Source organism: Gracilinema caldarium DSM 7334 (genome assembly GCF_000219725.1).
Classification (GTDB): Bacteria; Spirochaetota; Spirochaetia; order Treponematales; family Breznakiellaceae; genus Gracilinema; species Gracilinema caldarium.
On sequence record NC_015732.1, the window covers coordinates 507,784 to 530,344 of the forward strand.

The 22,561-nt window shown below is 45.7% G+C and carries 26 protein-coding genes and 1 tRNA gene; 20 read left to right on the plus strand and 7 right to left on the minus strand.

The features are described 5' to 3' along the window. Positions 1-85: 85 nt before the first annotated feature. Complete coding sequence (locus SPICA_RS02325; RefSeq protein WP_013967929.1) at positions 86-1,411, minus strand: galactokinase; 1,326 nt, start codon at positions 1,409-1,411, stop codon at positions 86-88. Continuing rightward, positions 1,408-2,469 (minus strand): UDP-glucose--hexose-1-phosphate uridylyltransferase, encoded by a 1,062-nt coding sequence (locus SPICA_RS02330; RefSeq protein WP_237255896.1) that lies wholly within the window; start codon positions 2,467-2,469, stop codon positions 1,408-1,410. Before SPICA_RS02330 ends, SPICA_RS02325 begins: the two co-directional genes overlap by 4 nt. A 139-nt stretch (positions 2,470-2,608) precedes the next feature. Between SPICA_RS02330 and SPICA_RS02335 the strand changes: the two genes are divergently transcribed. From SPICA_RS02335 to SPICA_RS02425, 19 genes are all read left to right on the plus strand, one after another. Then, positions 2,609-3,424 (plus strand): hypothetical protein, encoded by an 816-nt coding sequence (locus tag SPICA_RS02335; protein ID WP_013967931.1) that lies wholly within the window; start codon positions 2,609-2,611, stop codon positions 3,422-3,424. A gap of 13 nt (positions 3,425-3,437) precedes the next feature. After that, complete coding sequence (locus SPICA_RS02340; protein ID WP_013967932.1) at positions 3,438-4,268, plus strand: mechanosensitive ion channel family protein; 831 nt, start codon at positions 3,438-3,440, stop codon at positions 4,266-4,268. Positions 4,269-4,418: 150 nt separating this feature from the next. Next, positions 4,419-6,389, plus strand: a complete 1,971-nt coding sequence (gene ftsH / locus SPICA_RS02345) for an ATP-dependent zinc metalloprotease FtsH (RefSeq protein ID WP_013967933.1) — start codon at positions 4,419-4,421, stop codon at positions 6,387-6,389. A gap of 31 nt (positions 6,390-6,420) precedes the next feature. Beyond that, on the plus strand, positions 6,421-7,089 hold the full coding sequence (locus SPICA_RS14610) for a thioredoxin domain-containing protein (RefSeq protein ID WP_013967934.1): 669 nt from the start codon (positions 6,421-6,423) through the stop codon (positions 7,087-7,089). A 16-nt stretch (positions 7,090-7,105) separates the two neighbouring features. Beyond that, positions 7,106-7,399: a YhbY family RNA-binding protein gene (locus tag SPICA_RS02355; protein WP_013967935.1), complete on the plus strand. Its 294-nt coding sequence runs from the start codon at positions 7,106-7,108 to the stop codon at positions 7,397-7,399. A 142-nt stretch (positions 7,400-7,541) separates the two neighbouring features. Further along, entirely contained in the window at positions 7,542-8,231 is a 690-nt protein-coding gene (locus tag SPICA_RS02360; RefSeq protein ID WP_013967936.1) for a LolA family protein, read from the plus strand. Positions 8,232-8,289: 58 nt separating this feature from the next. Then, complete coding sequence (locus SPICA_RS02365) at positions 8,290-9,426, plus strand: helix-turn-helix domain-containing protein (protein WP_013967937.1); 1,137 nt, start codon at positions 8,290-8,292, stop codon at positions 9,424-9,426. Continuing rightward, on the plus strand, positions 9,426-10,790 hold the full coding sequence (gene rimO / locus SPICA_RS02370; protein WP_013967938.1) for a 30S ribosomal protein S12 methylthiotransferase RimO: 1,365 nt from the start codon (positions 9,426-9,428) through the stop codon (positions 10,788-10,790). Before SPICA_RS02365 ends, rimO begins: the two co-directional genes overlap by 1 nt. Before the next feature lie 8 nt (positions 10,791-10,798). Next, complete coding sequence (locus SPICA_RS02375; protein WP_013967939.1) at positions 10,799-13,087, plus strand: ATP-dependent helicase; 2,289 nt, start codon at positions 10,799-10,801, stop codon at positions 13,085-13,087. Beyond that, the gene (locus SPICA_RS02380) at positions 13,077-13,958 is read left to right on the plus strand and encodes a hypothetical protein (RefSeq protein WP_013967940.1); all 882 of its coding nucleotides are present in this window, start codon (positions 13,077-13,079) and stop codon (positions 13,956-13,958) included. The genes SPICA_RS02375 and SPICA_RS02380 overlap by 11 nt, the downstream gene beginning before the upstream one ends. Before the next feature lie 11 nt (positions 13,959-13,969). After that, on the plus strand, positions 13,970-14,272 hold the full coding sequence (locus SPICA_RS02385; protein ID WP_013967941.1) for a hypothetical protein: 303 nt from the start codon (positions 13,970-13,972) through the stop codon (positions 14,270-14,272). Positions 14,273-14,303: 31 nt separating this feature from the next. Further along, positions 14,304-14,546 (plus strand): hypothetical protein, encoded by a 243-nt coding sequence (locus tag SPICA_RS02390; protein WP_013967942.1) that lies wholly within the window; start codon positions 14,304-14,306, stop codon positions 14,544-14,546. Between the two features lie 194 nt (positions 14,547-14,740). Further along, positions 14,741-15,169 carry a 50S ribosomal protein L13 gene (gene rplM, locus SPICA_RS02395; RefSeq protein ID WP_013967943.1) on the plus strand — a complete coding sequence of 143 codons (429 nt, stop codon included), beginning with the start codon at positions 14,741-14,743 and terminating at the stop codon, positions 15,167-15,169. A 15-nt stretch (positions 15,170-15,184) separates the two neighbouring features. Next, a complete protein-coding gene (gene rpsI / locus SPICA_RS02400; protein ID WP_013967944.1) occupies positions 15,185-15,577 on the plus strand; it encodes a 30S ribosomal protein S9 in 393 nt (130 codons plus the stop codon). A 35-nt stretch (positions 15,578-15,612) separates the two neighbouring features. Then, entirely contained in the window at positions 15,613-16,251 is a 639-nt protein-coding gene (locus SPICA_RS02405; RefSeq protein ID WP_041396117.1) for a regulatory protein RecX, read from the plus strand. Positions 16,252-16,392: 141 nt separating this feature from the next. Continuing rightward, the gene (locus tag SPICA_RS02410; RefSeq protein ID WP_013967946.1) at positions 16,393-17,016 is read left to right on the plus strand and encodes a response regulator; all 624 of its coding nucleotides are present in this window, start codon (positions 16,393-16,395) and stop codon (positions 17,014-17,016) included. Then, on the plus strand, positions 17,009-17,374 hold the full coding sequence (locus tag SPICA_RS02415; protein WP_013967947.1) for a response regulator: 366 nt from the start codon (positions 17,009-17,011) through the stop codon (positions 17,372-17,374). The genes SPICA_RS02410 and SPICA_RS02415 overlap by 8 nt, the downstream gene beginning before the upstream one ends. A 5-nt stretch (positions 17,375-17,379) precedes the next feature. Continuing rightward, complete coding sequence (yccX, locus tag SPICA_RS02420) at positions 17,380-17,676, plus strand: acylphosphatase (RefSeq protein WP_013967948.1); 297 nt, start codon at positions 17,380-17,382, stop codon at positions 17,674-17,676. A gap of 61 nt (positions 17,677-17,737) precedes the next feature. Beyond that, positions 17,738-17,811: transfer RNA gene (locus SPICA_RS02425), tRNA-Gly, on the plus strand. Between the two features lie 12 nt (positions 17,812-17,823). Here the strand turns inward: SPICA_RS02425 and SPICA_RS02430 are convergent. The 4 genes from SPICA_RS02430 to SPICA_RS02445 form a co-directional block, all read right to left on the minus strand. Then, complete coding sequence (locus SPICA_RS02430; protein WP_013967949.1) at positions 17,824-18,300, minus strand: S-ribosylhomocysteine lyase; 477 nt, start codon at positions 18,298-18,300, stop codon at positions 17,824-17,826. Between the two features lie 36 nt (positions 18,301-18,336). After that, entirely contained in the window at positions 18,337-19,047 is a 711-nt protein-coding gene (locus SPICA_RS02435; RefSeq protein WP_013967950.1) for a 5'-methylthioadenosine/adenosylhomocysteine nucleosidase, read from the minus strand. Between the two features lie 114 nt (positions 19,048-19,161). Continuing rightward, positions 19,162-19,710, minus strand: coding sequence for an ATP-binding protein (locus SPICA_RS02440; protein ID WP_013967951.1), 549 nt, complete (start codon positions 19,708-19,710; stop codon positions 19,162-19,164). A gap of 80 nt (positions 19,711-19,790) precedes the next feature. Further along, complete coding sequence (locus SPICA_RS02445; protein ID WP_013967952.1) at positions 19,791-20,111, minus strand: STAS domain-containing protein; 321 nt, start codon at positions 20,109-20,111, stop codon at positions 19,791-19,793. Positions 20,112-20,223: 112 nt separating this feature from the next. Here SPICA_RS02445 and SPICA_RS02450 point away from each other — a divergent pair, with 112 nt between their 5' ends. After that, positions 20,224-21,438 (plus strand): SpoIIE family protein phosphatase, encoded by a 1,215-nt coding sequence (locus SPICA_RS02450; RefSeq protein ID WP_169311851.1) that lies wholly within the window; start codon positions 20,224-20,226, stop codon positions 21,436-21,438. Here the strand turns inward: SPICA_RS02450 and SPICA_RS02455 are convergent. Then, entirely contained in the window at positions 21,418-22,560 is a 1,143-nt protein-coding gene (locus SPICA_RS02455) for a GGDEF domain-containing protein (protein ID WP_013967954.1), read from the minus strand. The two genes, SPICA_RS02450 and SPICA_RS02455, sit on opposite strands and share 21 nt — an antisense overlap. Position 22,561 lies beyond the last annotated feature (1 nt).

The following is a 22,561-nucleotide window of genomic DNA, read 5'->3' on the forward strand; positions in this document are numbered from 1 at the left end:
AGGTAGCTGCTTTTTAAAAGGATCACCTACTGTTTTAGTATCGACTGTATAGTATCCGAAGTAAATGCTTTTTTAAAGGGTTTTACTATTCAAAGTGCAGTTCCGATGCCCCAATCGGACGGATTCTCAGTTGGGTCACCGCTTTTTCACCGAAGGTAGGTGCCATCCATACACGATAGTCATGGACCGATTCGAGGGGGATATAAACCTGAATCGTTCCTGCAAAGCCTCCTCCATGAACCCGGCAGGCGCCTCGCCCCAGATTCCGGATAAACTCTCTGGTCATGGCTAAAGCCAGAGACGGCCCCTGTTCTTTGACTGATTTTACTGAAAAGACATTCTGCAGTAACTCCCAGGAGGAATTGCCTGACTCGTTCACGAGATACAGGAAGGTTTCTATGGTAGTTTGCCGTTCTGTAGCAGTTCTTGCAGTATGGTTGGCAGTTATGGCCCGAAGCATGGCGTCGACCCGGTCGTTTTCTGCAAGGAAGTGGAGGGCTCGCAATATGGCCCGGTCTCCGACGCTCCTTCTCAGATCGGGGATAGCCTTACGCAGGTCATCCTTACTGATGTCCCGGAGCACTGTTTTTCCAAAATGGGCTGCGACCGCCTTCATTTCAGTGGGAACAGCGGCGTACTCATCGGTCAGGTCCGCATGGCTTCCACCGGTATCCACAACGCAGAGGGCATAGCCGGAAAGGCTTGGATCAAAGGGCACCTGGGTTACTATGGGCTGAGCGGGATCCTTAAAATCAATGGCTACAGCACCGCCTGAGGCACAAGCTACCTGATCCATAAGACCGCAGGGTTTACCAAAATACTCATTCTCTGCTTTCTGACCGATTTGGGCAATTTCTACAGCAGATCGTTTTCCCTCCCCATAGAGGCGGTCAAAAATGGTGCCGAAGAGGACTTCAACCGATGCAGAAGAAGAGAGTCCTGATCCGGAAAGGACCGTATTGTGGGCATTAGCCGTAAAACCCCGGACTGCTACCCCCCGCTTTTTAAACTCTGCGGCGATTCCCCGGATTAAAGCGGCGGTGGTCCCCCGTTCCTCTGTTTTTGATGTGGTGTCCGCAATATCCAAGACTACATCGGGGTACCCGGTGGACCGGAATATCACTTTGGTATCTTGTCGGGGGGCAACAAAGGCCAGGGCATCGAGCTGGATCGATGCGGCTAAGACCTTACCGTGATTATGGTCCGTATGGTTGCCTCCGAGCTCAGTCCTGCCTGCGGCGGTAAAGACATGGATATCCCCTTCGGATTCAGGAAAGGCCTGCAGGGTAGCTTCGAGCAAAGCCCTGTATCGCATGAGCGCTTCATCAACCTGGGATGTTCCATATAATTCGGCTAATATGTCTCGGCTGCTGGCCTTGGAAAGCCGATGGAGTAATTCGTGACCTGTCATGATTGTTGCTCCATATAATGTAGTTCCGAAAGACTTCTGAGGCGTTCAGCCGCTGATTCGGGGGTAATATCCCGTTGGGGCATGGCCAGAAGTTCAAATCCTACCATAAATTTCCTGACTGTCGCACTGCGGAGAAGCGGCGGGAAGTAATGCACATGGAAATGCCAGGCTGCATCAGCCTCAGGATCCTCTACAGGTTTTGTGGGTTTTTGATGAAAGCCCATGGAGTAGGGGAAGGAGGTCAGGAACAGGTTGTCGAATCGGGTGCCCATCCGTTTAAGGGCATCGGCAAAGTCGGTTACTTCCTGGTCGGTCATCTGGTCTATCGACGCAAAGTGACGTTTGGGAAGTATCATGACCTCATAGGGCCAGACTGCCCAGAAGGGCACCAGGGCGGCAAAGGAATCGTTCTGGAAAATAATCCGTTCGTTTCTCGCAAGTTCTTCCTGCACATAATCACAGAGTAGGCATGTGCCATGTCCTTTTCTATAAGAGCGCTGGCGGCTATCTTCCTTTGCCGGCAGGTCTGGAACATGTTCATTCGCCCAGATCTGACCATGGGGATGAGGGTTGGAACAGCCCATGATGGAGCCGCGGTTTTCAAAGATCTGCACATACGAAATGAGCGGATCCGATCCAAGGGTTATATATTTCTCCTGCCATACCCGGATTACTGCCTTTATCGAAGAAATATCCATCCGAGGGAGGGTAAGATCATGCCGGGGAGAGAAACAAAGTACTTCACAGCGGCCCCGTTCGGTAACAGCCTGAAAGAGCCCCTTACCTTCATTCATGGATTCTTCCGGGGCATCGTGAAGGAGGGCGGCAAAATCGTTGGGGAAGGTATAGACCCCTTCGTAGGCGGGGTTTTTTACCCCTCCAGCCCGTTCGTTTCCCGGGCAGAGGTAACAGGTTTCATCGTATTCGGGCAATTTGTCCAGGTTCGGTTTTTCTACCTGTCCCTGCCAGGGCCGCTTGGTTCGGTGGGGGGAAACCAGCACCCATTCACCAGCCAGGGGATTAAAACGCCGCTGGGGGTAATCCGCTAAGTGCATCATACAATACTCCGTTAGATAGATATATCAGGGGGCTTTTAGATGCCCTAAAGAAGGTTGCCTGATGGTATCATAGTTTTCAAGCTAAATGAAGGTCCTTTGCAAGTGACAAGAATACCGGTTTTGTATATATTTTGATAGCATGTGGGACTATTTTACACCGAATGAGATTACCTGGTATCAATGGCGGCTTGATGGAGGCCGCGCTTATCTACGAAAGAATGGAGAAGAGTGGCGTCTCGCATTTATTGCAGGCACCTATATGGAAGTGCTTCCCGATTCCGGCGGCCCCGAACCGGTTGAACAGCCAGGCAATGCGGAAGTTGCCTTTGCAGTGGGTAAGGGGAAGAAGATCGCGCTGCGGCCACACTTTGCAAAACAGCCCTATCTAATTACAGTCCGGAATGAAATTCGATTATTACCTGGAGCGGAGGCGCATTTTACTGTAGCCTTGCCGCCCCTGCTGCGTTTTGAACTCGAAGACGGTACGGTTTTAGCTGAAAAACAGCTCTTTAACCTTTCTCCTACTTGGTTTGGTGATAAGGAATCGGGGAATCTTTGTTTATCATTACCACTTAAACTGGATCCGCAATGCAAAGGAGAGGTAGAGACCCTTAAATCGACCGATGGTAATACCGGTATCGATACCCTTTCACGAACTTCAGAGTGCAAATCCCTTATTCATTGCGATATTATGGTGCGAAACAGTACAAAAAATGAGCTTGATTTAAAACGGCTTGCCATTTTTACCGATCTGATGAGTATTTATGAACAGCATGGTATGCTCCTGGGAGACACGGTACTAATTGATACAACCAGTGAAGGGGGCCTCAGAATGAGTGTTGATGAAGGAACCCATAGGAGCAGAAAGAAGGTACATGAAGGGAATAAATCAGGCTTGAGCGAACTCCTTGTACGGCGGGGTATGAATTTCTTAAAAGTAATTACCGGTATGTAGGCAGGAAATTGGTATGAAAACGGATGTGCTTTTTTCGAATATCACGACATTTCTTTCACAATTTGCTTCGGCAGATTTTTATAGTAAAATTCTCGGTACTGCCATCGCCATTGGTCTGGTTCTGATTGTCTTTGGAATTGCGAATCGTATTGTTAGTAAAATGGCCGCCGCTGCATTACCCCAACCGCGGGCCTTTGTAATTAAAAAAATAATCCGCTATGCGGGCTATGTGGTAGCGATCATGACCCTCTTTAATGCCCTGGGAATTGATTTGAGCGCCCTCCTGGGGGCTGCTGGAATTGCTGGTATAGCGGTCGGTTTTGCAGCCCAAACCTCGGTATCCAATGTTATTTCTGGTCTCTTTTTAGTTTCTGAAAAACACTTCCAGATAGGAGATGTTATTCAAGTTGGAGATGTGAGTGGCGTAGTGCAATCCATCGATCTCCTTTCTATAAAAATCCAAACCTTTGATAACCGGTATATCAGAATACCCAACGAAACATTAATAAAGACTAATGTTATCAATATTACCCGATTCCCCATACGACGGCTTGATGTATGGGTCTCCGTGGCTTATACCTCTGATCTGGAGCGGGTTCGAACCATACTTCTGGATGTTGCAGGGAAAAACCCCTATGTACTCGATAATCCAGAACCGCTGATTGTATTTGATAAGTTTGACAGTTCAGGAATTAATATCCTTGTAGGCCTCTGGTTTGAGAAATCCGAATATCTTAACCTTAAAAACTCTATAATGGTTGATATCCATCGCCGCTTTGCCGAAGAAGGTATCGAGATCCCCTATCCGAAGCTGGATGTGTTTATGAGGGAAACTATGGTGTAGTATAAGGCGGCCCAGTGGTTATGGATAGTTTTGTCAGTTGCTGATCTGCTGAAAATAAAGCCAGAGTAAAAACTCTGTGAGCATTTTTATACAATACGGTAGCCGATAGAAGGGAAATTAGATATTTTACTACTTAGGAGTAAATATCTCATGAGTAATGAACCGAAACGCAAACCAACCAAACGGACCAAAAAGGGTTTGCCGAAAAAGAATTTCAATTTTCCCTTTGGAGGCAGTCCAGATCCGGTGCCTGGCAACAGTCCCTTTGGTAACTGGCAATGGCGTTTTTCCCTGGGGTATGTGGTGGTACTCATCGTTCTGATGAGCCTTTTTAATTATGTATTTTTGAATAATGTAAATCCAACCATCGACTTTTCTGAATTTAAAGCAAAGATTGCCTCAGGAGAAATTAAACGGGTAGAATTGGATGCAAATTATTATACCGGCTATACCACTGAAAAAAAACAGTCTCCAGACTTATTAACCAGAAAATATACACCCCCTGAAGCTGCCTACCGGACTGTTCCCATTTATGATCCGGAGCTCATTAAATTGATGGATGAAAAAAAGGTGAGCTACTATGCGGTGTCTAAAGAGGGGAGTGCAGTTTTGGACTTTATTTTCAGCTGGGTTCTGCCCTTTGCCTTCTTTTTCTTTATCTGGCGTATCCTGATACGGCGGATGGGAAATATGGGTAACAATGTCCTCTCTATCGGACAGAACCGTGCCGTCATTGTTGCTGAAGGCGATGTGGTAACCCGCTTTTCCGATGTGGCTGGAGTGGATGAAGCCAAGGAGGAGTTGGTCGAAGTTGTCGACTTCCTGAAAAATCCAAAAAAATATACCGACATAGGAGGAAAAATCCCTAAGGGGGTCCTCCTGGTTGGTCCACCCGGAACCGGTAAGACCCTGCTGGCCCGGGCAGTAGCCGGTGAAGCGGGGGTGCCCTTCTTTAAGATGAGCGGCGCTGACTTTGTAGAGATGTTTGTTGGTGTCGGTGCTGCCCGGGTCCGGGATCTGTTTAAGCAGGCCCGGGGGAAAGCCCCCTGTATCATTTTTATTGATGAATTGGATGCAATCGGTAAGAGTCGTATCACCGGTGCCATCGGCGGTAATGACGAGCGGGAACAGACCCTGAATCAGCTGCTCGTCGAAATGGATGGCTTTGATGCTACCAGTGGACTCATCATCCTTGCCGCTACCAACCGACCCGATGTGCTTGATCCAGCTCTTCTCCGGCCTGGCCGTTTCGACCGGCAGGTCCTGGTAGACCGGCCCGATCTAGCTGGTCGTGAAGCGATACTCAAAATTCATGCCCGGAATGTAAAACTTTCACCAGAGGTAGATCTCAGCAAGGTCGCCCGAAAAACCTCAGGTTTTGCCGGTGCAGATCTGGCAAATATCGTCAATGAAGCAGCTCTGCTCGCGGTTCGTGCCGGCAGAAAGATGGTGGAACAACAGGACTTTGATGAGGCTATCGAAAAAACTGTAGCAGGCCTACAGAAGAAAAATCGGGCAATTAACGAAGAGGAACGGACGATTGTGGCCTATCACGAGACAGGACATGCTCTTGTCGCTGCTTTTACCCCCGGATCCGATCCGGTACAAAAAATTTCTATTGTACCCCGAGGTTTTGGCGCTTTAGGCTACACCCTGCAGATGCCAGTAGAAGACCGGTATCTTATGACTGAAGAGGAACTCTTAGGTAAGATTGATGTACTTCTAGGTGGGCGTGCTGCTGAAGATGTCGTGTTCGGGAAAATTTCTACGGGGGCCGCCAATGACCTGACGAAAGCGACCGACATTGCCCGCCGTATGATTACCGATTATGGCATGAGCCCCCGGTTCCGCCATGTGGCTTTAACGCAGCGGGGGGCTTCTATGTTAGGGCCCGCCAATGCAGAACCGGTGATGCACCGAGAGTACTCTGAATCGACACAGCAATATATTGATGAAGAAATCGCCCGTATTGTGAATGAACGGTATCTTAAAGCAAAGAACCTACTCCTGGAAAAGAAGCCGCTTCTTGAAAAGATTTCTCAGCACCTACTTGAAAAGGAAACCCTGGAAGAACAGGAATTTAAAACCCTGCTTTCCGCGGGGGCCCAGTCTGCTAGTTGACGGAACGGGCGGCTCGTCCTATGCTTGATATATGGTGTTGAATAGAGCCGCCCGAAAAGAGGCCGATGCTCGGCTCGGCCAATTACGTCGTTCCGTAAATATTCATGTTTTTACCCATCGCTTCGAAGATAGCCTGTCCCGCGAAGTACGCCAGTTAGCCGAAGAACTGGCAGAAGTATCCAGCCGGATATCGGTTGAAATCAGTGATGCCTCTGAAAGTGGTGACCTGTTACGAAAATACAGACTGGATACTATCCCCGCACTGGTTCTTACCACAAAGGATGCTCCGGAAATCCGAATTTATGGTTTACCCCTCGTGTATGGTTTTGATTTTCTGTTAGATATTCTGCTTGGGTTAGGATCCAATGTAGAACCAAAGCATGAATTAGTAACCTTTCTACAAAATCACAGCGATCAAGCACCCCATGCTCCGGTTCCTGTTGATCTCCTGGTATCCCGATATCAGATAGTTTCCATAGAGGCTGCCGCCGCATTGTGGCGTCTTGTTAAGGCCGAAAAAGCTGGTTGGGGTACGAACCACTGCATAGCATCAATTCGTATCATCGAAGACTTTCCCTATTGGATACATCGTGTTAATGCTCTGCATCTGCCCTGTCTCTCTTTTGAATCGGGGGAAAATCTGCTGTGGCCCTTTGCTGATGAACTTATTGCAGAAAAGGCTCTCTTCGGGCATAAATAGGGTCACGGAGGATATCATGTTAACAAGCAAACAGCGGGGATACCTGTCTGGTTTAGCCGCCACCATTCAGCCTACGGTGATGATTGGTAAGGAAGGTCTTTCCGAAGGGGTTGTCCGGGCACTCGAACATGAATTAAACAATCGCGAATTGGTAAAACTTCGTTTTATTGCTTCTAAAGAAGATCGGCGGAGTTTCTCCGAACAGCTCGCTCAAGAAGTGCATGCAGAATTGGTTCGTGTTATTGGGAACGTAGCTATTTTTTATAAAATGGCTGAAGATGCCGAAAAACGTTCAATAAATCTGCCTTAATATTGGCAAGCAAATGAAACCTACCGCTCCATTTATTATGCTCATTAATTAAACAGCGCTCATATCTTAGTTTCAAGTATCTTGCGCTTTGAGGCCCTACCGGATACTATATAACCTAAGTATAATTAATGAGGTGTATGCTGTGAGACGATGGTCCACGTTTTTTATTACTATGTTTTCTGGTATGATCGTTGTCCTGTCTGTAAGCGGTCAGGAAATATTAACCGCAGAAAAGTACCTGGCCCAGGTTGCAGAAACCTATAGCGGTATTAAGGATTATAGTGCAAAAATAACAGTAAGTACCGGCAAGACAGATATGTATGGTACGATTATTTATAAGAATCCGAATCTGGTTCGTATCGATTTTACCAAACCGGAAGAACAAGTTATTGCCTATAATGGGGAAACACTGACGGTCTATCTCCCTGAATACCGGGCGGTATTAAGCCAGACAACCAGTGCCAGTGGAGGCACTTCCGGAGCAGGACTTGCATCAGCCCAGGGGTTGGGATTACTACGGAGAAATTACAATAGTGCCTATACCACCAGCCCCGATCCGGTTCCACTGGATCAGGGATCTTTAGAGCTTGTTATAAAATTAACTCTAACACGACGTACCGTATCGGAAGGCTTTCGTGAGCTTAAGATAAGTATACATCCGGAGACCAAACTGATACGGAGAATCGAAGGGGTAACCTTAGCAGGAGAAACAATTATTTTTAATTTTACTGATATTAAACTGAATCAGGGAATTGGAGAATCTCGCTTCGCCTATGATTCTCCCGCTTCAGCAAATGTGTATAACAATTTTCTTTTTAAAGAATCAGAATAGGGCGCCTCTAAAAACTGAAGTTTTTAGAAGTCCCCAAGAGGTAAAATAGGAGGCTGTTGTGGAATCTATTGGAGGACAGTTACGATCTGCTCGGGAAAGTAAGGGCATTACCTTTGAACAAATATATCGGGATACGAACATTCCCAAAAAATATCTGGAAGCTATGGAAGCTGAGGATTTTTCTCAGTTTCCGGGGGAAACCTATCTCTTAGGCTTTATGAGAAGTTATAGTGATTATTTAGGTTTAGATTCCAAGGATCTTATTTCTTTGTATAAATCTATAAAAATACAAGAACAACCAGTGCCAATGGAACAATTGCTTCGAGATCCGAAACCGGCAAATCGAATCCCCTTTATTATAGCATTAGTAGCTGTGGTGCTGATCATTGGAGGGGGACTCTTTTTTATATTTCGTCCAAAGCAAGATACGGTTGCAGCAGAACAAAAGGTACGTAAACCTGTTGAGTATACCCTATCTGGGGGAACCCTCGAAAAGCGATATTATATCGGTGACACTACAATTTTACAACTTGATACTCAAAAATATAAGATTGAAGTTAGCCAGATTACTGACCGGGTTGTACTAACCAGCCCAGTCGGTGATACTGCAGTAGAACTTGGTCAGGAAATTCCTCTTGATATTAATGCCGATGGAACGGCCGATGTGAAAATATTTGTTGCGGACCTGGTAAAAAATAAAAGCGATAAAGGTGTGGTTTTGCGCATGGCTATGGACAAGGCTGCTGGTTCTGAAATTGCTTCTACTGAGAATTCAACAGCCGCTGCTTCAACAGGCACCAACAACAGTACTGAAAATACGGTAACCACGTCTGTGGCCGAAGCTACCCCGAGCAATCCCGCTCCGGCAAATGCACCGGTTTTGCTTTCTTCTCCGAATCCCTATCCCTTTACCTTACAGGCCACATTTAAAGGGAACTGCCTCCTTCGTTGGGAAAGTGACCGAAAAGACCGGGATGAACGATACTTCCAGAAAGCGGATATTCTGAATGTTCAGGCTCAGAACGGAATTCGGCTCTGGCTTTCTAATGCCAGTGCAGTAAAATTCCAGGTCATCGGTGGCGGTAAAACGGTGGATGTCGAAATAGGATCGCCAGGGGAAGTTGTCGTTACCGATCTGAAATGGGTTAAAGATGACGATGGCCGCTATAAACTTACGACGGTTCGGCTTGATTAATGAATAAACGCTTTTATCTTGATCCCCATGGTTGTGCTAAAAACCAGGTCGATGGAGAAATCCTCATGTCAGTGCTGGCACAGTCTGGTTGGGAGGCCTGTGCCGAGGCAGAGGATGCAGATCTGGTTATAGTCAATTCCTGTGGTTTTATCGAAAGTGCAAAACGGGAATCTATAGAGGCGGTACTTTCCTATAAACAGCTCTATCCGCAAAAACGGGTGTTGTTAGCCGGCTGTCTTGCCCAGCGCTATGCCGATGAGCTTGCGGCGGAATTACAGGAAGCGGATGCCCTTTTTGGAAACACCGATTTATCCCGTATTGCGGAAGCCGCAGAACAGGCCATGTCAAGTTCCCATAAGGCGCTGGTGCCGCCTTTGGATAATACAGGAAAAACTGACTTTGCCCGTTGTTCCGATGACCGGCCCCTGCTTTCGCTTCCAGGTTCTGCCTATGTGAAAATTACTGAGGGCTGTGACAACCGCTGTACCTATTGTGCCATCCCTCTCATCCGGGGCAATCTTCGCAGCCGGAGCATAGATTCTGTCGTTGCTGAATGTTCAGGCCTCCTCAAGCGGGGAGTGAAAGAACTCTGCCTGATTGGTCAGGACCTGGGCTCTTATGGCAAAGACGGTGCCGCCGGAGCATTTGCAGCAGGCCAGTGCAGATTGGCGGAATTGCTTTCCGCTATTTCTGCGCTTCCCGGTGATTTCTGGGTGCGGCTTCTCTACATCCATCCTGATCATTTCCCCTTTGAAATCCTGCCCATCTGCAAAAGAGATTCCCGTATTCTGCCCTACTTTGATCTCCCCTTTCAGCATGCGTCAGAGCGAATCCTCAGGTTGATGAATCGGCGAGGCAATGCTGAAGCCTACCTAAATTTACTTACTACCATCCAGAAGGAACTGCCCGATGCGACCATTCGTTCCACCTTTCTGGTTGGTTTTCCCGGAGAAACCGACGAAGATATGCAGATCCTCCTGGATTTTCAACAGAGAGCGCAATTGGATTGGCTTGGGGTCTTTACCTATTCCCGTGAAGAGGATACTCCTGCCTATTCCATGAAGGGCCGGGTACCAAAAAAAGTTGCTGAAGGCCGGAAACGACAGATTGAAGCTGCCCAAATCCCTATAACTGAATCCCGCATGGATCGCTTTGTTGGCAGAACCTTACCAGTTCTCATAGAAGAGCGGGTCGAAAATGAAGATGGCCTGTATCTGGGCCGTACCCTTTGTCAGGCCCCTGAGGTAGATGGATCTACCGTACTTAGTGCGGACCAGAATCTTACCCCAGGAACTTTTGTATCTGCCAGAGTGTTTTCCCGGGCAGGCTTTGACCTAGATGCGGCCTTTCGCACCATGGGTTGAGTATTGATATGGAAAACTACCTTTCAGTGCTGAATCCGGAACAACGACAGGCGGTACTGCATTGGGGTAAGCCCCTTCTCATCCTGGCTGGAGCTGGTTCTGGAAAAACTCGGGTTATTACCACAAAAATTGCCTACCTTGTTCGGGAACGAGGGGTAGACCCACGCTCAATTCTTGCAGTTACCTTTACCAACAAAGCGGCCCGGGAAATGGCTGAACGGGCCCAACTTATCGATAGTCGGGCCGCCGAGGCAATGATACGGACATTCCATTCCTTTGGAGCCTGGTTTCTGAGACGTAACGGAGCACTTATCGGTCTGGACAGCAATTTTGTTATTTATGATGATGATGACACGGTAACCCTTCTTTCGAGTATCATGCCCAATACAACAAGGGCAGAGGCGGCAAAGGTCGCCCATCATATAGCCCGAGCAAAGGACTATTTTCTTACCCCCGATGACCCAGAACTGGCCTTAATTGATCATCGACCCCAATTCAGAAATATCTACAAGCTCTATGAAGAACGGCTTAAGGCGATTGGAAATGTAGACTTTGGTGATCTCATAAAAAAACCTGTAGAAATTCTGCGAGCCTTTCCTGAGGTAAGACAACGGTTCCAAGATCGTTTTCAAGTCATTTTAGTTGATGAATATCAGGATTCCAATGTAGCTCAATTTGAGCTTCTCAAGGAACTCTATACATCCCAAACGTATCTTTGTGTGGTTGGCGATGACGATCAGTCTATTTACCGGTTCCGGGGCGCCGAGGTCCGCAACATTTTGGAGTTCCCCGATCGTTTCTCCGAAACGGACATCATCCGCCTAGAGCGAAACTATCGTTCTACAGCCCCCATACTTGCGGTGGCGGGAGCTGTTGTCGACAACAACCAGGGACGGCTTGGCAAGACCCTACAGGCAGAGCGGGGGAATGGGAAATTGCCTACCCTGGTTTTTTTACCGGATCAGGAAACAGAGGCTTCATTTTGTGCAGAGCTTATCGAAAAATCCCTTCGTAGTCGAGGTGGGACCTATTCAGACTGGGCTATACTTTATCGAACCAATGCCCAATCTCTTACCTTTGAGACTGAATTATTACGCCGTCACATCCCTTATAAAGTAGTTGGCTCCTTAAAATTTTATGAACGGGAAGAAATTAAGGATGCCCTGGCACTCCTTTCTATTATGGTAAACCCCCGGGATGAGATTGCCTTTAAGCGGGTCATCAATAAACCTGCACGCGGTCTTGGTCAGGTTACGATTGATAAAATCATCGAAGCCGCTTCCCATGCGGAACCTGCTTCACGGGGAAATCTTTTGGAATCCTGCCGAAACATCTTGCCAGAACTTTCTAAAAAAGCCCGTAATGGCCTTGAGGGCTTTTTAAGGATTCTGGCGCAGAGCCGTTCGATGATCACTACCGAAGGGGATGTATGTAAGAACAGCAGTGTAGCATCAGACCGGCTCACCGCCGGGGATGGCCTTTCGGCGCTCATTGTCTATATTCTGGAAGCCAGCGGTATTGCTGAGTATCACGCAACAGAAGATGAAATTGCCGGGACTCAGCGCCTATCCAACTTACAGGAACTGGCTAATGCAGCGAGCCTCTATCCGGCTACAGAGGAAGGACTCGCGGAATTTCTTGAACATATTGAACTTGACCGTTCTCTGGAAAGCGGCGAAGAAAGTAACGATTCGGTTACCCTTATTACGGTTCATAACACCAAGGGACTCGAATTCCGTAAGGTTATTATTACCGGCCTTGAACAGGGAATCTTCCCTCGGGATGATAAACAAGATGAAGATCTGGAAGAAGAACGGAGGCTTTTTTACGTAGGGGTAACCCGGGCCAAGGATGAATTGTACCTAACCACCTGTGCGCTTCGCCGGATGTATGGCCGGGCCAGTTATAATCAGCCATCCCTCTTTCTGTCTGAAATCCCTTTGGACTATATAAAAATCCTAGGACAGATTCCCCGAGGGTTTAAATCGGGCCCAAAAAGTGCTTCCATTTGTGATCCGAGCCTTCATGGTGCAGGCCAACGCGATGCCGAAGACGGCAGATTGGGCCCTTATGCTCGACAGCTGCCGCGGGCCCCTCGGACTGTCTCTAGTGATGGCCTATGGCGGATCGGCGCTTCCCTCTTCCACGATGATTACGGCTATGGTCAGGTTGTCCGAATCTCCGAGGGGCCCGAAGGCCCCCTGATAGAGGCCCAGTTTGAAACAGGAAAACAGGTTCGCTTTTTGAGTAAATACCAGAGCGAACGCTTTATGAGGATTGAACGGGATGGATACTAGGTTACTGAATTATGTAGAACCCATTCGTCGGGCCAGGGGCGATTTTCTCTATACCTACCGGGGAAATCGACTGGTGGACCTCTGGAAGCAGGGCGGCAGGGCCATACTTGGCCACGGTAAAAGCCACCATCTGACCGGTCTCAAGGATACCCTTGCTCGTGGGGTATGGATGCCTGTGCCGCATCCCGGTATGCGCCACTTGGAAAAGGCGTTGCAAAAACTTTTCCCTGGCAAGGTCCTGCGCATATACCGTGGTCTTAACCGAACCTTAACGGTGGTTGGGAATTTTCTGGCGCAACAGATTACCTGGGAAGACATTCCAGACCCTGCCTATCCTGGCTTGCGACCAGCATGGAGCCGTTTCAGCAATCGTATTACCCTGTGGCGCCCCTGGATTGATACTGTAGGGGAGGTATCAAGCCTGAGGGCCCCCCACCTTCAGGACTATCACCAGGATATTATCGTCCCTCTGTTACCCCTGGCCTGGCCAGAGGAAGTAGCGGTGCTCATCCTCTCTGATTCGGTGGCACCTTTGTTTCCACCCAGTGAACTGCTTTCGCCGGTTTTTGCAGAATATGCACAACGGGCTGTATATGACTTACTACAAGCTATCGAACAGGCCCCGAAAGTGATGCTGCCAAAGACCCAACAAGCGCTTCTCAATTCATCAATATGGAAAGGTTCCAGTGTGTATTGGTATGTAGATGCATCTTTTGCTCAGAATGACTATGAAGGTCTGTTTCGGGAAGGCCTTCAGAAAGGTTTCCTCCTCCCCCCAATAGTAGAAGACCCCCTCATCTTGCCCTGGTCTCTCAGCCCGGGCCTGGATGTAAAACTGGCGCAGCTCTTGTCTTTTAATGCCGAAGCATAGATACTATAGCTATGGATAGTGGTCAGCTTATTTTTATCGTAAGCCGTCTTTTTTTGGGGGCCCTTGCATCCTTTTTTGCTATTATGCTGTGGGCAAAAATCAGAGATATCCCCTGGATGCTTATGGTTATTGGAACCATAGCCGCCTATGCTGAAACGGTCTATTCAATCCTGAACACCCTGGGAATTACTGATGGTTTTGAAACAAAAATAGGTTCTGTACCGGTGGCTGCTATCGTCTTGCCAAACCTGCCAACAATTTTTTATAGTATGGCATTCCTGGTGATGATTATTAAAAAATCCCGGCATCGGTAGATGCTGGACAGTGTAACGTGGAGGTTATAACATGGTTGCATTAATTGTAGGTATTGTAGCAATTGCCTTTGCAGTACTGGCTGTTATTCCTGTAGGTCTAGCCTGGTGGCAGGATGTTCTGCTCTTTTTACGGGGTGCTATCCCTGTAATGGCTGTTCTTATCGGTCTATTAGCTGTATTTATTGGTATAGCGGATATCAAAGACCAGATTGAAGCAAAAAAAGAAGAGGCTGAAGAAAAAGCAAAAGCCGATGCCTCTGCTGAATCTAAATAATTACGGGGTACCTCTAGGATACGGGCAGTTTTGTGAGGTTCCCTGGTTTAGTGGATGCTCTCAAGGTCCTATCTTGACATTGATCTCATATTATGGGATTATTCGACATTGCCCCGTATACAGGACTATCCGCGCGATGCCCAAGCTGGGTAGTCTATAAATCCGTGGTTGGAAAACCCTTTTAAAGGTACGATATGAAGACTGTGTTCGTTAAACCCGCTGAAGCGGAGCGTAAATGGTATGTAATCGATGCGGAAGGTAAGGTTCTTGGCCGTGTAGCCGCCAAGGTAGCATCGATTCTTCGAGGTAAAACAAAAGCGACCTTTGCACCTCATCAGGAAATTGGTGATTATGTGGTAGTTATCAATGCCGATAAGGTAATCGTAACCGGCAGAAAAACCACTCAGAAGATGTACTATCACCATACTGGTTATCCTGGTGGTATGAAGTCGACCAATTTTGAGAGTTTGATTGCCCGCCATCCCGCAGATCCGCTGGAACTGGCAATTAAGGGTATGCTTCCCAAGGGCCCTCTTGGCCGGAAGCTGTTTAAAAACGTTAAGGTTTATGCGGGTGCCAATCACCCCCATGCGGCCCAGAATCCGCAGGTTATTGAACTCTAAGCGAGAGGTAGCAAGGTGATTAAGAATCTCGGTATTGGAACCGGAAGAAGAAAGACCGCTGTAGCCCGGGTGTTTGTTCGGGATGGTAGCGGCAAAATTGTGGTAAATGGTAAGGAACTGAACCAATATTTCACACTCAGTGAACATGCCCTGATGGTTCGTCAACCATTAATGGTAACCGCCAGTGAAAATAAGTATGATATTTTGATTAACGTGTATGGCGGCGGCCCGAATGGTCAGGCTGGTGCATGCCGACATGGGCTTGCCCGGGCTCTGTGCCAGGTAGATCATACCAATTATACTTCCCTGCGGACTAACGGATACCTTACCCGGGATCCCCGTATGGTCGAACGAAAGAAGTACGGTCAGGCTGGTGCCCGCCGGCGCTTCCAGTTCTCCAAGCGTTAATGTACTCTGGCGAACCTGCCGGTTCGTCCACTACTATGACGGTTACTTCCGTCAAACCAGGAGCCGATGCGGATTTACTCAAAATTGGGTTGTCTGACGGCTCTTTGTTTTTTATACGCCTTAGTTATCTTCCCCAAACGATTAAGGGCCGCGTATCGTTATACATATCCCACAGTTCTTGCAGCAACCTGGATCTCACCGATGAGGATTACCGGTCTCTCTCTTTTGCTTCTGAATGTGTACGGGTTGAACGAAAGGCCTTACAATTGATAAACCGGGCTGAACAGACCCGTTTGGGGTTGATGCAGAAGCTTTTGCACAAACAGTACTCAGAACAGACTGTTAAGATTGTGCTGGATAGGTTAGAGGCGCTTCTGTTTGTGGATGATAAACGATTTGCGAAAGCCTGGATACAAAGCCGGTTGAGACATTCAGGATCAAAAAGTGCTTCACAACTTGTTTATGGGCTTTTAAAACGTGGTGTGGATAGCCGCATTGCAACAGTACTGGTTAGAGAGCTGTATCCCCCTGAATTAGAAAAAAAAGCAATACAGCAGTTTATCGAAAAAAAGCATCTTTTACTTGATCATTTAACTCCCTTTGAACTCAAGCAGATACTGCTTAAAGCTCAATTTTCGAAAAGAGCTATTTTACTCTATTTAGAAGACCGTTAATATACAAAAGCATAAAAAAGTGGTATAATAGTATATCCGTTGCGTTGACTATATGGATTTTATAGATATAATTTAAGTATTGGACTTAATGGAATTAGCTGTAGGCTGTCCCGGGTATTTTTATAAGATAAGGAAGCTGATATGGCAAAAAATGACAGAAAGATACGAATATTTTCTGCACTTGAAGTAGCAAATATTTGCGGGGTTGTCAATCAGACTGCGATAAATTGGATTCGAAATGGCTATTTAAAAGCCTTTACTACCCCTGGTGGCCAGTACCGTGTCTATGCGGAGGACCTTAAGTCCTTCCTCGATGAACGGGGAATGCGCATTCCCGATGAATTAAGTGCTCTCATGCAGGATGAGGTAGAGTGGAAATCAGTTCTTATTGTAGATGATGATAAGGACTTAAATGATTTAATGAAAAAATATCTTGAAAAAAAGCTAGGAGATTATATCGTATACCAAGCCTTTGATGGCTTTGAGGCAGGAAAGGCCCTGGCAGATTACCGTCCTGGTTTTATCTTTTTAGATATCGACTTGCCTGGAATAGATGGTCATAAACTGTGTCGGAAAATAAAGGAAGATCCCACCTTCGGAAAACCCTTTGTTATTGCCATGACTGGACTTGATATTCCCGAAGAAAAGCGTGCTATTTTAGATGAAGGAGCTGATGCGTTTTTCGGAAAACCCCTCGATTTTGATCAAGTTTTAACAACAATACATGAACTTTCTATCAAGCTTACCGCGGGTATCCATGAATAATTCAAATTTTGTAGTTCTTCTTGTTGAAGATGATGATGATATCCGCCTTTCTTTACGGGACTATCTGAAAGCAAAGGGATTTACCGTTCTTGTTTCTTCTGATGGTGTAGGGGCAATTAAAATATTACTAGATGCTAAGGTTGATGTGATTGTATCCGATTATCGTATGGATATTTTAGGTGGTGACTACTGGGTTCGGTTTCTTAAGACTTTTTGTCCAAACATCGATGTGATTATTACCTCAGGGTATCTTCGTCAGGAATATACAATCCCCTATCCGGTATTGTATAAACCCTTTGACTATGCTGAAATTGCTGCCATGCTTACGGAAATTCGAGATAAAAAGCAGAAAGGATAATACCCGTGTCTTTGGATGATGCGCTTCCTAAAGAAGCTGTTCTGGTCCAGGTATATGGTATTGTCCAGGGGGTTGGTTTCCGTTATGCAGCCCAGGCTCAAGCTCGAAAATTGGGTGTTGTTGGATGGGTCAAAAATTGCCATGATGGATCTGTAGAGGTCTATGCAGAAGGAAATCCTGCAAAGCTTTCGAAATTAATATCCTGGTTGCATCATGGTCCCCCTGCTGCAACGGTCGACCGTGTACAACTAACACGGGTTCGTCCTATAGGGAGTTTTCACCGCTTTTCTATTGAATACTGACCGAATTCTTGACAGGCGGTCAATCTTTTTGGTATAGTTACGCTACCTTCTGCCCCCTGGAGCGGCCGTCGTATAACGGCATTACCCGAGCTTCCCAAGCTCGTGACGCGGGTTCGACTCCCGTCGGCCGCTCCAGGGGGCGGTGTTTTATGACGGGTACTCTAGGTTTTCCGATAAGGGATGTTTGAGCACATCCAGGAAACGGAGCGCCTCCCACCGTGCCATATCCAGATTATGGTCTCGCCAGTTGCCACATTCAGCCGCCGACGCCCCCGGAATTTCATCAACATATGACGCAATCCATTGGTACATCTCGGTTATGACAGACAAGACATCGAGGGATGAAAGATTCCCTTCGAGGATGACATAGAAGCCGGTTCTGCAGCCCATGGGGCCAAAATAAACAATCCGGCTTCCCCATTGGGGATGGGATCGAAGAAAGGTGGCGCCCAAGTGTTCTATAGTGTGGGATGTGGGGACATCTAATACGGGTTCACGGTTGGGTTCTTTCATACGAATGTCAAAGGTGGTGAGAACTGTGTTACCGAAGCGATCTTTCCGGGATACAAAGATACCCCGTTTCATACGGATATGATCTACGGTAAAGCTGGCTATTTTTTTCATCAATGCCTCCTGTTGGTTACTTCATGTTGCTGGTTTTTATAGGTTCTGTACAAGTTCCATGACAATTTCACTAGAATTCCGAGCTGCAAGGGGAAGAAACTCATCGAATTTCATGGGAGATTCCTGGCCTGCTATGTCTGAGAGAGATCTGAGGACTAGAAAGGGGACATGAAACAGGGTACAACAATGAGCAATAGCGGCGCCTTCCATTTCTACAGCCTTAACGTGAGGAAAGGTTTTTCGCATTTGCTCGATTTTTTGTTGTTCATGCATGAAGATATCTCCTGAACTGATAATACCCTTTTCATAGTTCAGTGATGATGGGAGTTTTCTCGTTTGTTTCAGGCTTACTATGGCTTTTTCAGCCAGCATTTGCAGTGTTTTGTCTGTAGTGAAAATCTGGGGTTGGCCTGGTATTTGACCGGGCAGGTAGCCAAAGGCGGTTACATCCACATCGTGATACATGAGTCCTTCAGAAATGACTACATCGCCGAAATGCAGGTTTGGAGCTATCCCCCCTGCGGAACCTGTGTTGATGAGGGCTGTGGGTTGGAACGATTGCAGCATAAGAGCACAGCCAATGGCGGCCTGGACTTTGCCGATACCACATTGGAGTAATACTACATCTTTGTTAGCCAGGATTCCTTGGTAGTAGGTAAATGGTCCTATTGTTTTTTTCTGTATTATATTCAGAGCTGAACTAAGGATTTCTACTTCTGCTTCCATGGCACCAATTATTCCAATCATCCTGAGCTCCTTGGGGGTGAGTATATTGGGAAACTGTATAAAACAGATATATTATACCAGTTATACAAAGACCCTTCCAGTATAGCAAAAAGAGTAAGAAGGGACGAGATGGGCTCATATAGGGCCGCTAATCTGGGCCCCATTGGTAAACCAGCGAACTACACCAACCTTATTTTTCTTATTATTATAAATCATACCTCCATTCCAATATTCCAGAGCTGCAATAAGGCTGTTTCCGCCATCATCTGCATCACTATGGGGACCTCGATAGTTTGCCATACTGAGAAATGTATCAAAATCCTCCCGATAGAGAGCTTCTTGGCGTTTCCGATAATATTCGTTCCATGCTTCCAGATTGGTGAAACCTTCTCCTTCATCTTCCACGATGAAACGAACCCGCTTCCGCAGGTCATACCAAACCTTAAGTTTCTTTGAAGGGTCCTTTTTATTGCCATGTTTTATGCCATTTTTAATGATTTCTGATAGTTGTTGTTCTAATAAATTCCCTTCTTTAAATTCTTCTGGACAATTTTGCAGGATGAATGCGGTATACTCACGAATACGATGGTAGTCACTGGGAAATTCAACATAGCGCATGCCCTGAGCGTCAAAAAGCTCGTTGTTTTCATCTACAATGAGTTTTCGTATAATTAGTTGATGCATGGTAAATTACCTTTATTTGAAAGTATAACCGTTATAAACCATAACAAGTTTTAATAAATACGTTTTCAAAGGTCCCCTTTTTAATATGGTGGATTGGTTTCCGTGAGGATGGGGAGTATGTTTGCCATTGAAAGTACCTTTCTTGGAGTTCCCTGTATGCCTGAGAAGGTCATGGTAATTCCCTTAGCTTTGGCAGCTTGGAGTGTTTTAATGATAGTTCCTACCCCTGAGCTGTCCAAATAGCTCACCCTCGAAAAGTCTATATGAAAGCGATTAAGTGGCTGCTGTAAAATCTGCAATGTCTTTGACAGCAGTTCCGGTGCGGAGTACAAGTCTAGATCTCCGCTGATTTCTAACGCATACCAGCCATAATTAGGATTGTTCATATCTATCATTTCCATGGCTCTACTAAAAAGTGTGATAATGAAAAAACTATAAAAGAACTATGAGAAAATGATAAATTCGAATTCCTTTAATAGTTATTTAACACAGTTGTGGGATAGTTTGCTTGCTATGAAAACTTTAGAAGCCAAGGGAACCTTGCTTTCCCAAATAAATCCACAGAAACGGTACTCCAACTCGATTCTCACCATAGCAAATTATCTGTGGTATGTATCGGAATCGGCCAAGGTGCTTGAATTGACCGATGAATTATTATTGTTTCCTGAAGTTTCCGTTTTTGCAGTAATTGATAAAAATGGCAAATATCTGGGTTTGGTTGAACGGGATGAACTTTTTACTTTAGTGGGGAAACCCTTTGGAAGAGAGGTGCTTCAACGAAGCCTAATTAAAGAATTGATGCAATCAATTAACCCCTTCGATGCAAGATTGCACTTTCTTACTGTGGCGCAATATTTGCATCAAATGGATGAAGGAACTTCCTCTAAAACAGACGATGGAATCCCAAGAGATAAGATCACCCGGTTTTTTCCACTCGTAAATGAATATGGACAATTTCAAGGGATTTTTTCTCGTTATGATCTGCATGAGTATCTAGCTACAATTACGAGAAATGATATTGAACTAGCTGGTACCATTCAGGATCGGCTCTTATCGAATAAGTTTTTACAAAAAGATACTTATTCAATTATCGGCTGGTCCCGTTCTGCAAAAGGTGTTGGCGGTGATTTTTATTATGTTCAAGAAATTTATAAAGAGATGCTATTTGCGACCCTCTGTGATGTTTCCGGAAAAGGAGTGTCTGCTTCATTAATAGTATCAATGCTTTGGGGGATGTTAAAAACCTACGATTTTAGACGGGGCTTACGCGATCTTATCGTTACAATCAATAAAGCAATTGTATCAACATTCCATATGGAAAAATACCTTACTGGATTTTTTATGTTCTTTGATCAAGAGCATTCAAAACTGCTATGTGCAGATATGGGCCATTCTCATGTCTATTTAATTCGTAATAATGATATAAGAGCTTTAAAGGGGCGTCTGCTAAACCTTCCTATAGGTATAGATTTGGAGATTGCTCCTTCGCTTATGGGAATCACTTTACAAAAGGGAGATCGTCTTTTTATTTATACCGATGGTATAACAGAACAAGTTAATGGATCTGGCGAAGAATTTGGAGAAGAACGATTAAAGACCTTTTTACGTACCTTGCCAGCTAATGAACAACAGATAACCAACGTACTGATCGAACAGATTGATCAATTTAGGGAAGGCGTCCCTCAGCAGGATGATATGTCGTTTCTTTTATTCACCTATACGGCTTGATCTCATTTGTTGAGTTTTGTGCAAAAGTCCAGATCCCCAAACGGTAGTTCTGTTTCGTCCTCGTTGTTTTGATTGATATAGAGCTTGATCTGCCCGTTGTATTAGTGCATCTGAATCCAATTGTTCTGAACCGTCATAAATAGCAACACCAAGGCTAATGGTAACCTGTGGTAGATTTTGTTCCCATGGGATGTTCAATGAGGCTACTGCCGTTCGAAGCCGCTCAGCAACAATCCATGCCGACGCGCGATTCGTTTCTGGAAGTAAAATGGTAAATTCCTCACCACCAAAACGAGATGGAATATCTTGGCTTCTTAGGTTCTTTTGAATAACACCCGCAAGATGTTCCAAAACAGCATCACCTGCAAGATGTCCATAGGTATCATTAAAATGTTTGAATTTATCTACATCCATAATGATAAGTGCAAAGGGTTGGTGAAGCCGGTTCGAGCGTGCCATTTCATCTTTTAGTCGAACTATAAAGAATCCATGATTGTACAGACCTGTTTTCCCATCTCGAACTGAATATTGATAATGAATATAATTTTGTATAGCCAGGCTGGTAAAGGACATAAGTTTATCTAAAAAGGATAATTCATGAAGTGCGTACTGTTCTTCAAGTAGTTTAGGGCCAATAAGAATGAGTCCATATAGACCTGATGGCCCTAAGATTGGGATTACAAGATCAGGTTTTTGTTGTTTCATTGGCTCAGTAACCGATGGATTGTTGAGTTGGTATTCCAACAAATCAAAACTAATTGGCTGGGAATATTGTTTAAAAAAGCTTTCAAAGGGTGATAAATCTTCTAGTTGTAAAGGTGTTTCAAAGGTCTTAAAATTTTGATACCCCCGGATGACCAAATCCTTGTGGTTGCTAGATGGTCTCCAGAGGAAGATGAGGAAAGATGGTAAAAAACGATCAGATATTTCTTTTACTGTACTTTCTAAAATTTCATCTATGGTTTTGCTATTTAGAATTGTTTTTGCCGCATTGATAATTGCCTCATAATTACGAATGTCCTTTTTAAGTATATCTATATAATGAAATACACCCAGTTCCTGAAGCTGATTGTATTGACTTAATACTTTGGGATTTTTCAGGAATTCATCCGTATCCTGCATA

Coding starts and splice junctions, on each gene's coding strand:
- SPICA_RS02325 (WP_013967929.1), bottom strand. CDS start 1,411: ATGACAGGTCACGAATTACTCCATCGGCTTTCCAAGGCCAGCAGCCGA.
- SPICA_RS02330 (WP_237255896.1), bottom strand. CDS start 2,469: ATGATGCACTTAGCGGATTACCCCCAGCGGCGTTTTAATCCCCTGGCT.
- SPICA_RS02335 (WP_013967931.1), top strand. CDS start 2,609: ATGTGGGACTATTTTACACCGAATGAGATTACCTGGTATCAATGGCGG.
- SPICA_RS02340 (WP_013967932.1), top strand. CDS start 3,438: ATGAAAACGGATGTGCTTTTTTCGAATATCACGACATTTCTTTCACAA.
- ftsH (WP_013967933.1), top strand. CDS start 4,419: ATGAGTAATGAACCGAAACGCAAACCAACCAAACGGACCAAAAAGGGT.
- SPICA_RS14610 (WP_013967934.1), top strand. CDS start 6,421: ATGGTGTTGAATAGAGCCGCCCGAAAAGAGGCCGATGCTCGGCTCGGC.
- SPICA_RS02355 (WP_013967935.1), top strand. CDS start 7,106: ATGTTAACAAGCAAACAGCGGGGATACCTGTCTGGTTTAGCCGCCACC.
- rimO (WP_013967938.1), top strand. CDS start 9,426: ATGAATAAACGCTTTTATCTTGATCCCCATGGTTGTGCTAAAAACCAG.
- SPICA_RS02375 (WP_013967939.1), top strand. CDS start 10,799: ATGGAAAACTACCTTTCAGTGCTGAATCCGGAACAACGACAGGCGGTA.
- SPICA_RS02380 (WP_013967940.1), top strand. CDS start 13,077: ATGGATACTAGGTTACTGAATTATGTAGAACCCATTCGTCGGGCCAGG.
- SPICA_RS02385 (WP_013967941.1), top strand. CDS start 13,970: ATGGATAGTGGTCAGCTTATTTTTATCGTAAGCCGTCTTTTTTTGGGG.
- SPICA_RS02390 (WP_013967942.1), top strand. CDS start 14,304: ATGGTTGCATTAATTGTAGGTATTGTAGCAATTGCCTTTGCAGTACTG.
- rplM (WP_013967943.1), top strand. CDS start 14,741: ATGAAGACTGTGTTCGTTAAACCCGCTGAAGCGGAGCGTAAATGGTAT.
- SPICA_RS02405 (WP_041396117.1), top strand. CDS start 15,613: ATGACGGTTACTTCCGTCAAACCAGGAGCCGATGCGGATTTACTCAAA.
- SPICA_RS02410 (WP_013967946.1), top strand. CDS start 16,393: ATGGCAAAAAATGACAGAAAGATACGAATATTTTCTGCACTTGAAGTA.
- SPICA_RS02415 (WP_013967947.1), top strand. CDS start 17,009: ATGAATAATTCAAATTTTGTAGTTCTTCTTGTTGAAGATGATGATGAT.
- SPICA_RS02430 (WP_013967949.1), bottom strand. CDS start 18,300: ATGAAAAAAATAGCCAGCTTTACCGTAGATCATATCCGTATGAAACGG.
- SPICA_RS02435 (WP_013967950.1), bottom strand. CDS start 19,047: ATGATTGGAATAATTGGTGCCATGGAAGCAGAAGTAGAAATCCTTAGT.
- SPICA_RS02440 (WP_013967951.1), bottom strand. CDS start 19,710: ATGCATCAACTAATTATACGAAAACTCATTGTAGATGAAAACAACGAG.
- SPICA_RS02445 (WP_013967952.1), bottom strand. CDS start 20,111: ATGGAAATGATAGATATGAACAATCCTAATTATGGCTGGTATGCGTTA.
- SPICA_RS02450 (WP_169311851.1), top strand. CDS start 20,224: ATGAAAACTTTAGAAGCCAAGGGAACCTTGCTTTCCCAAATAAATCCA.
- SPICA_RS02455 (WP_013967954.1), bottom strand. CDS start 22,560: ATGCAGGATACGGATGAATTCCTGAAAAATCCCAAAGTATTAAGTCAA.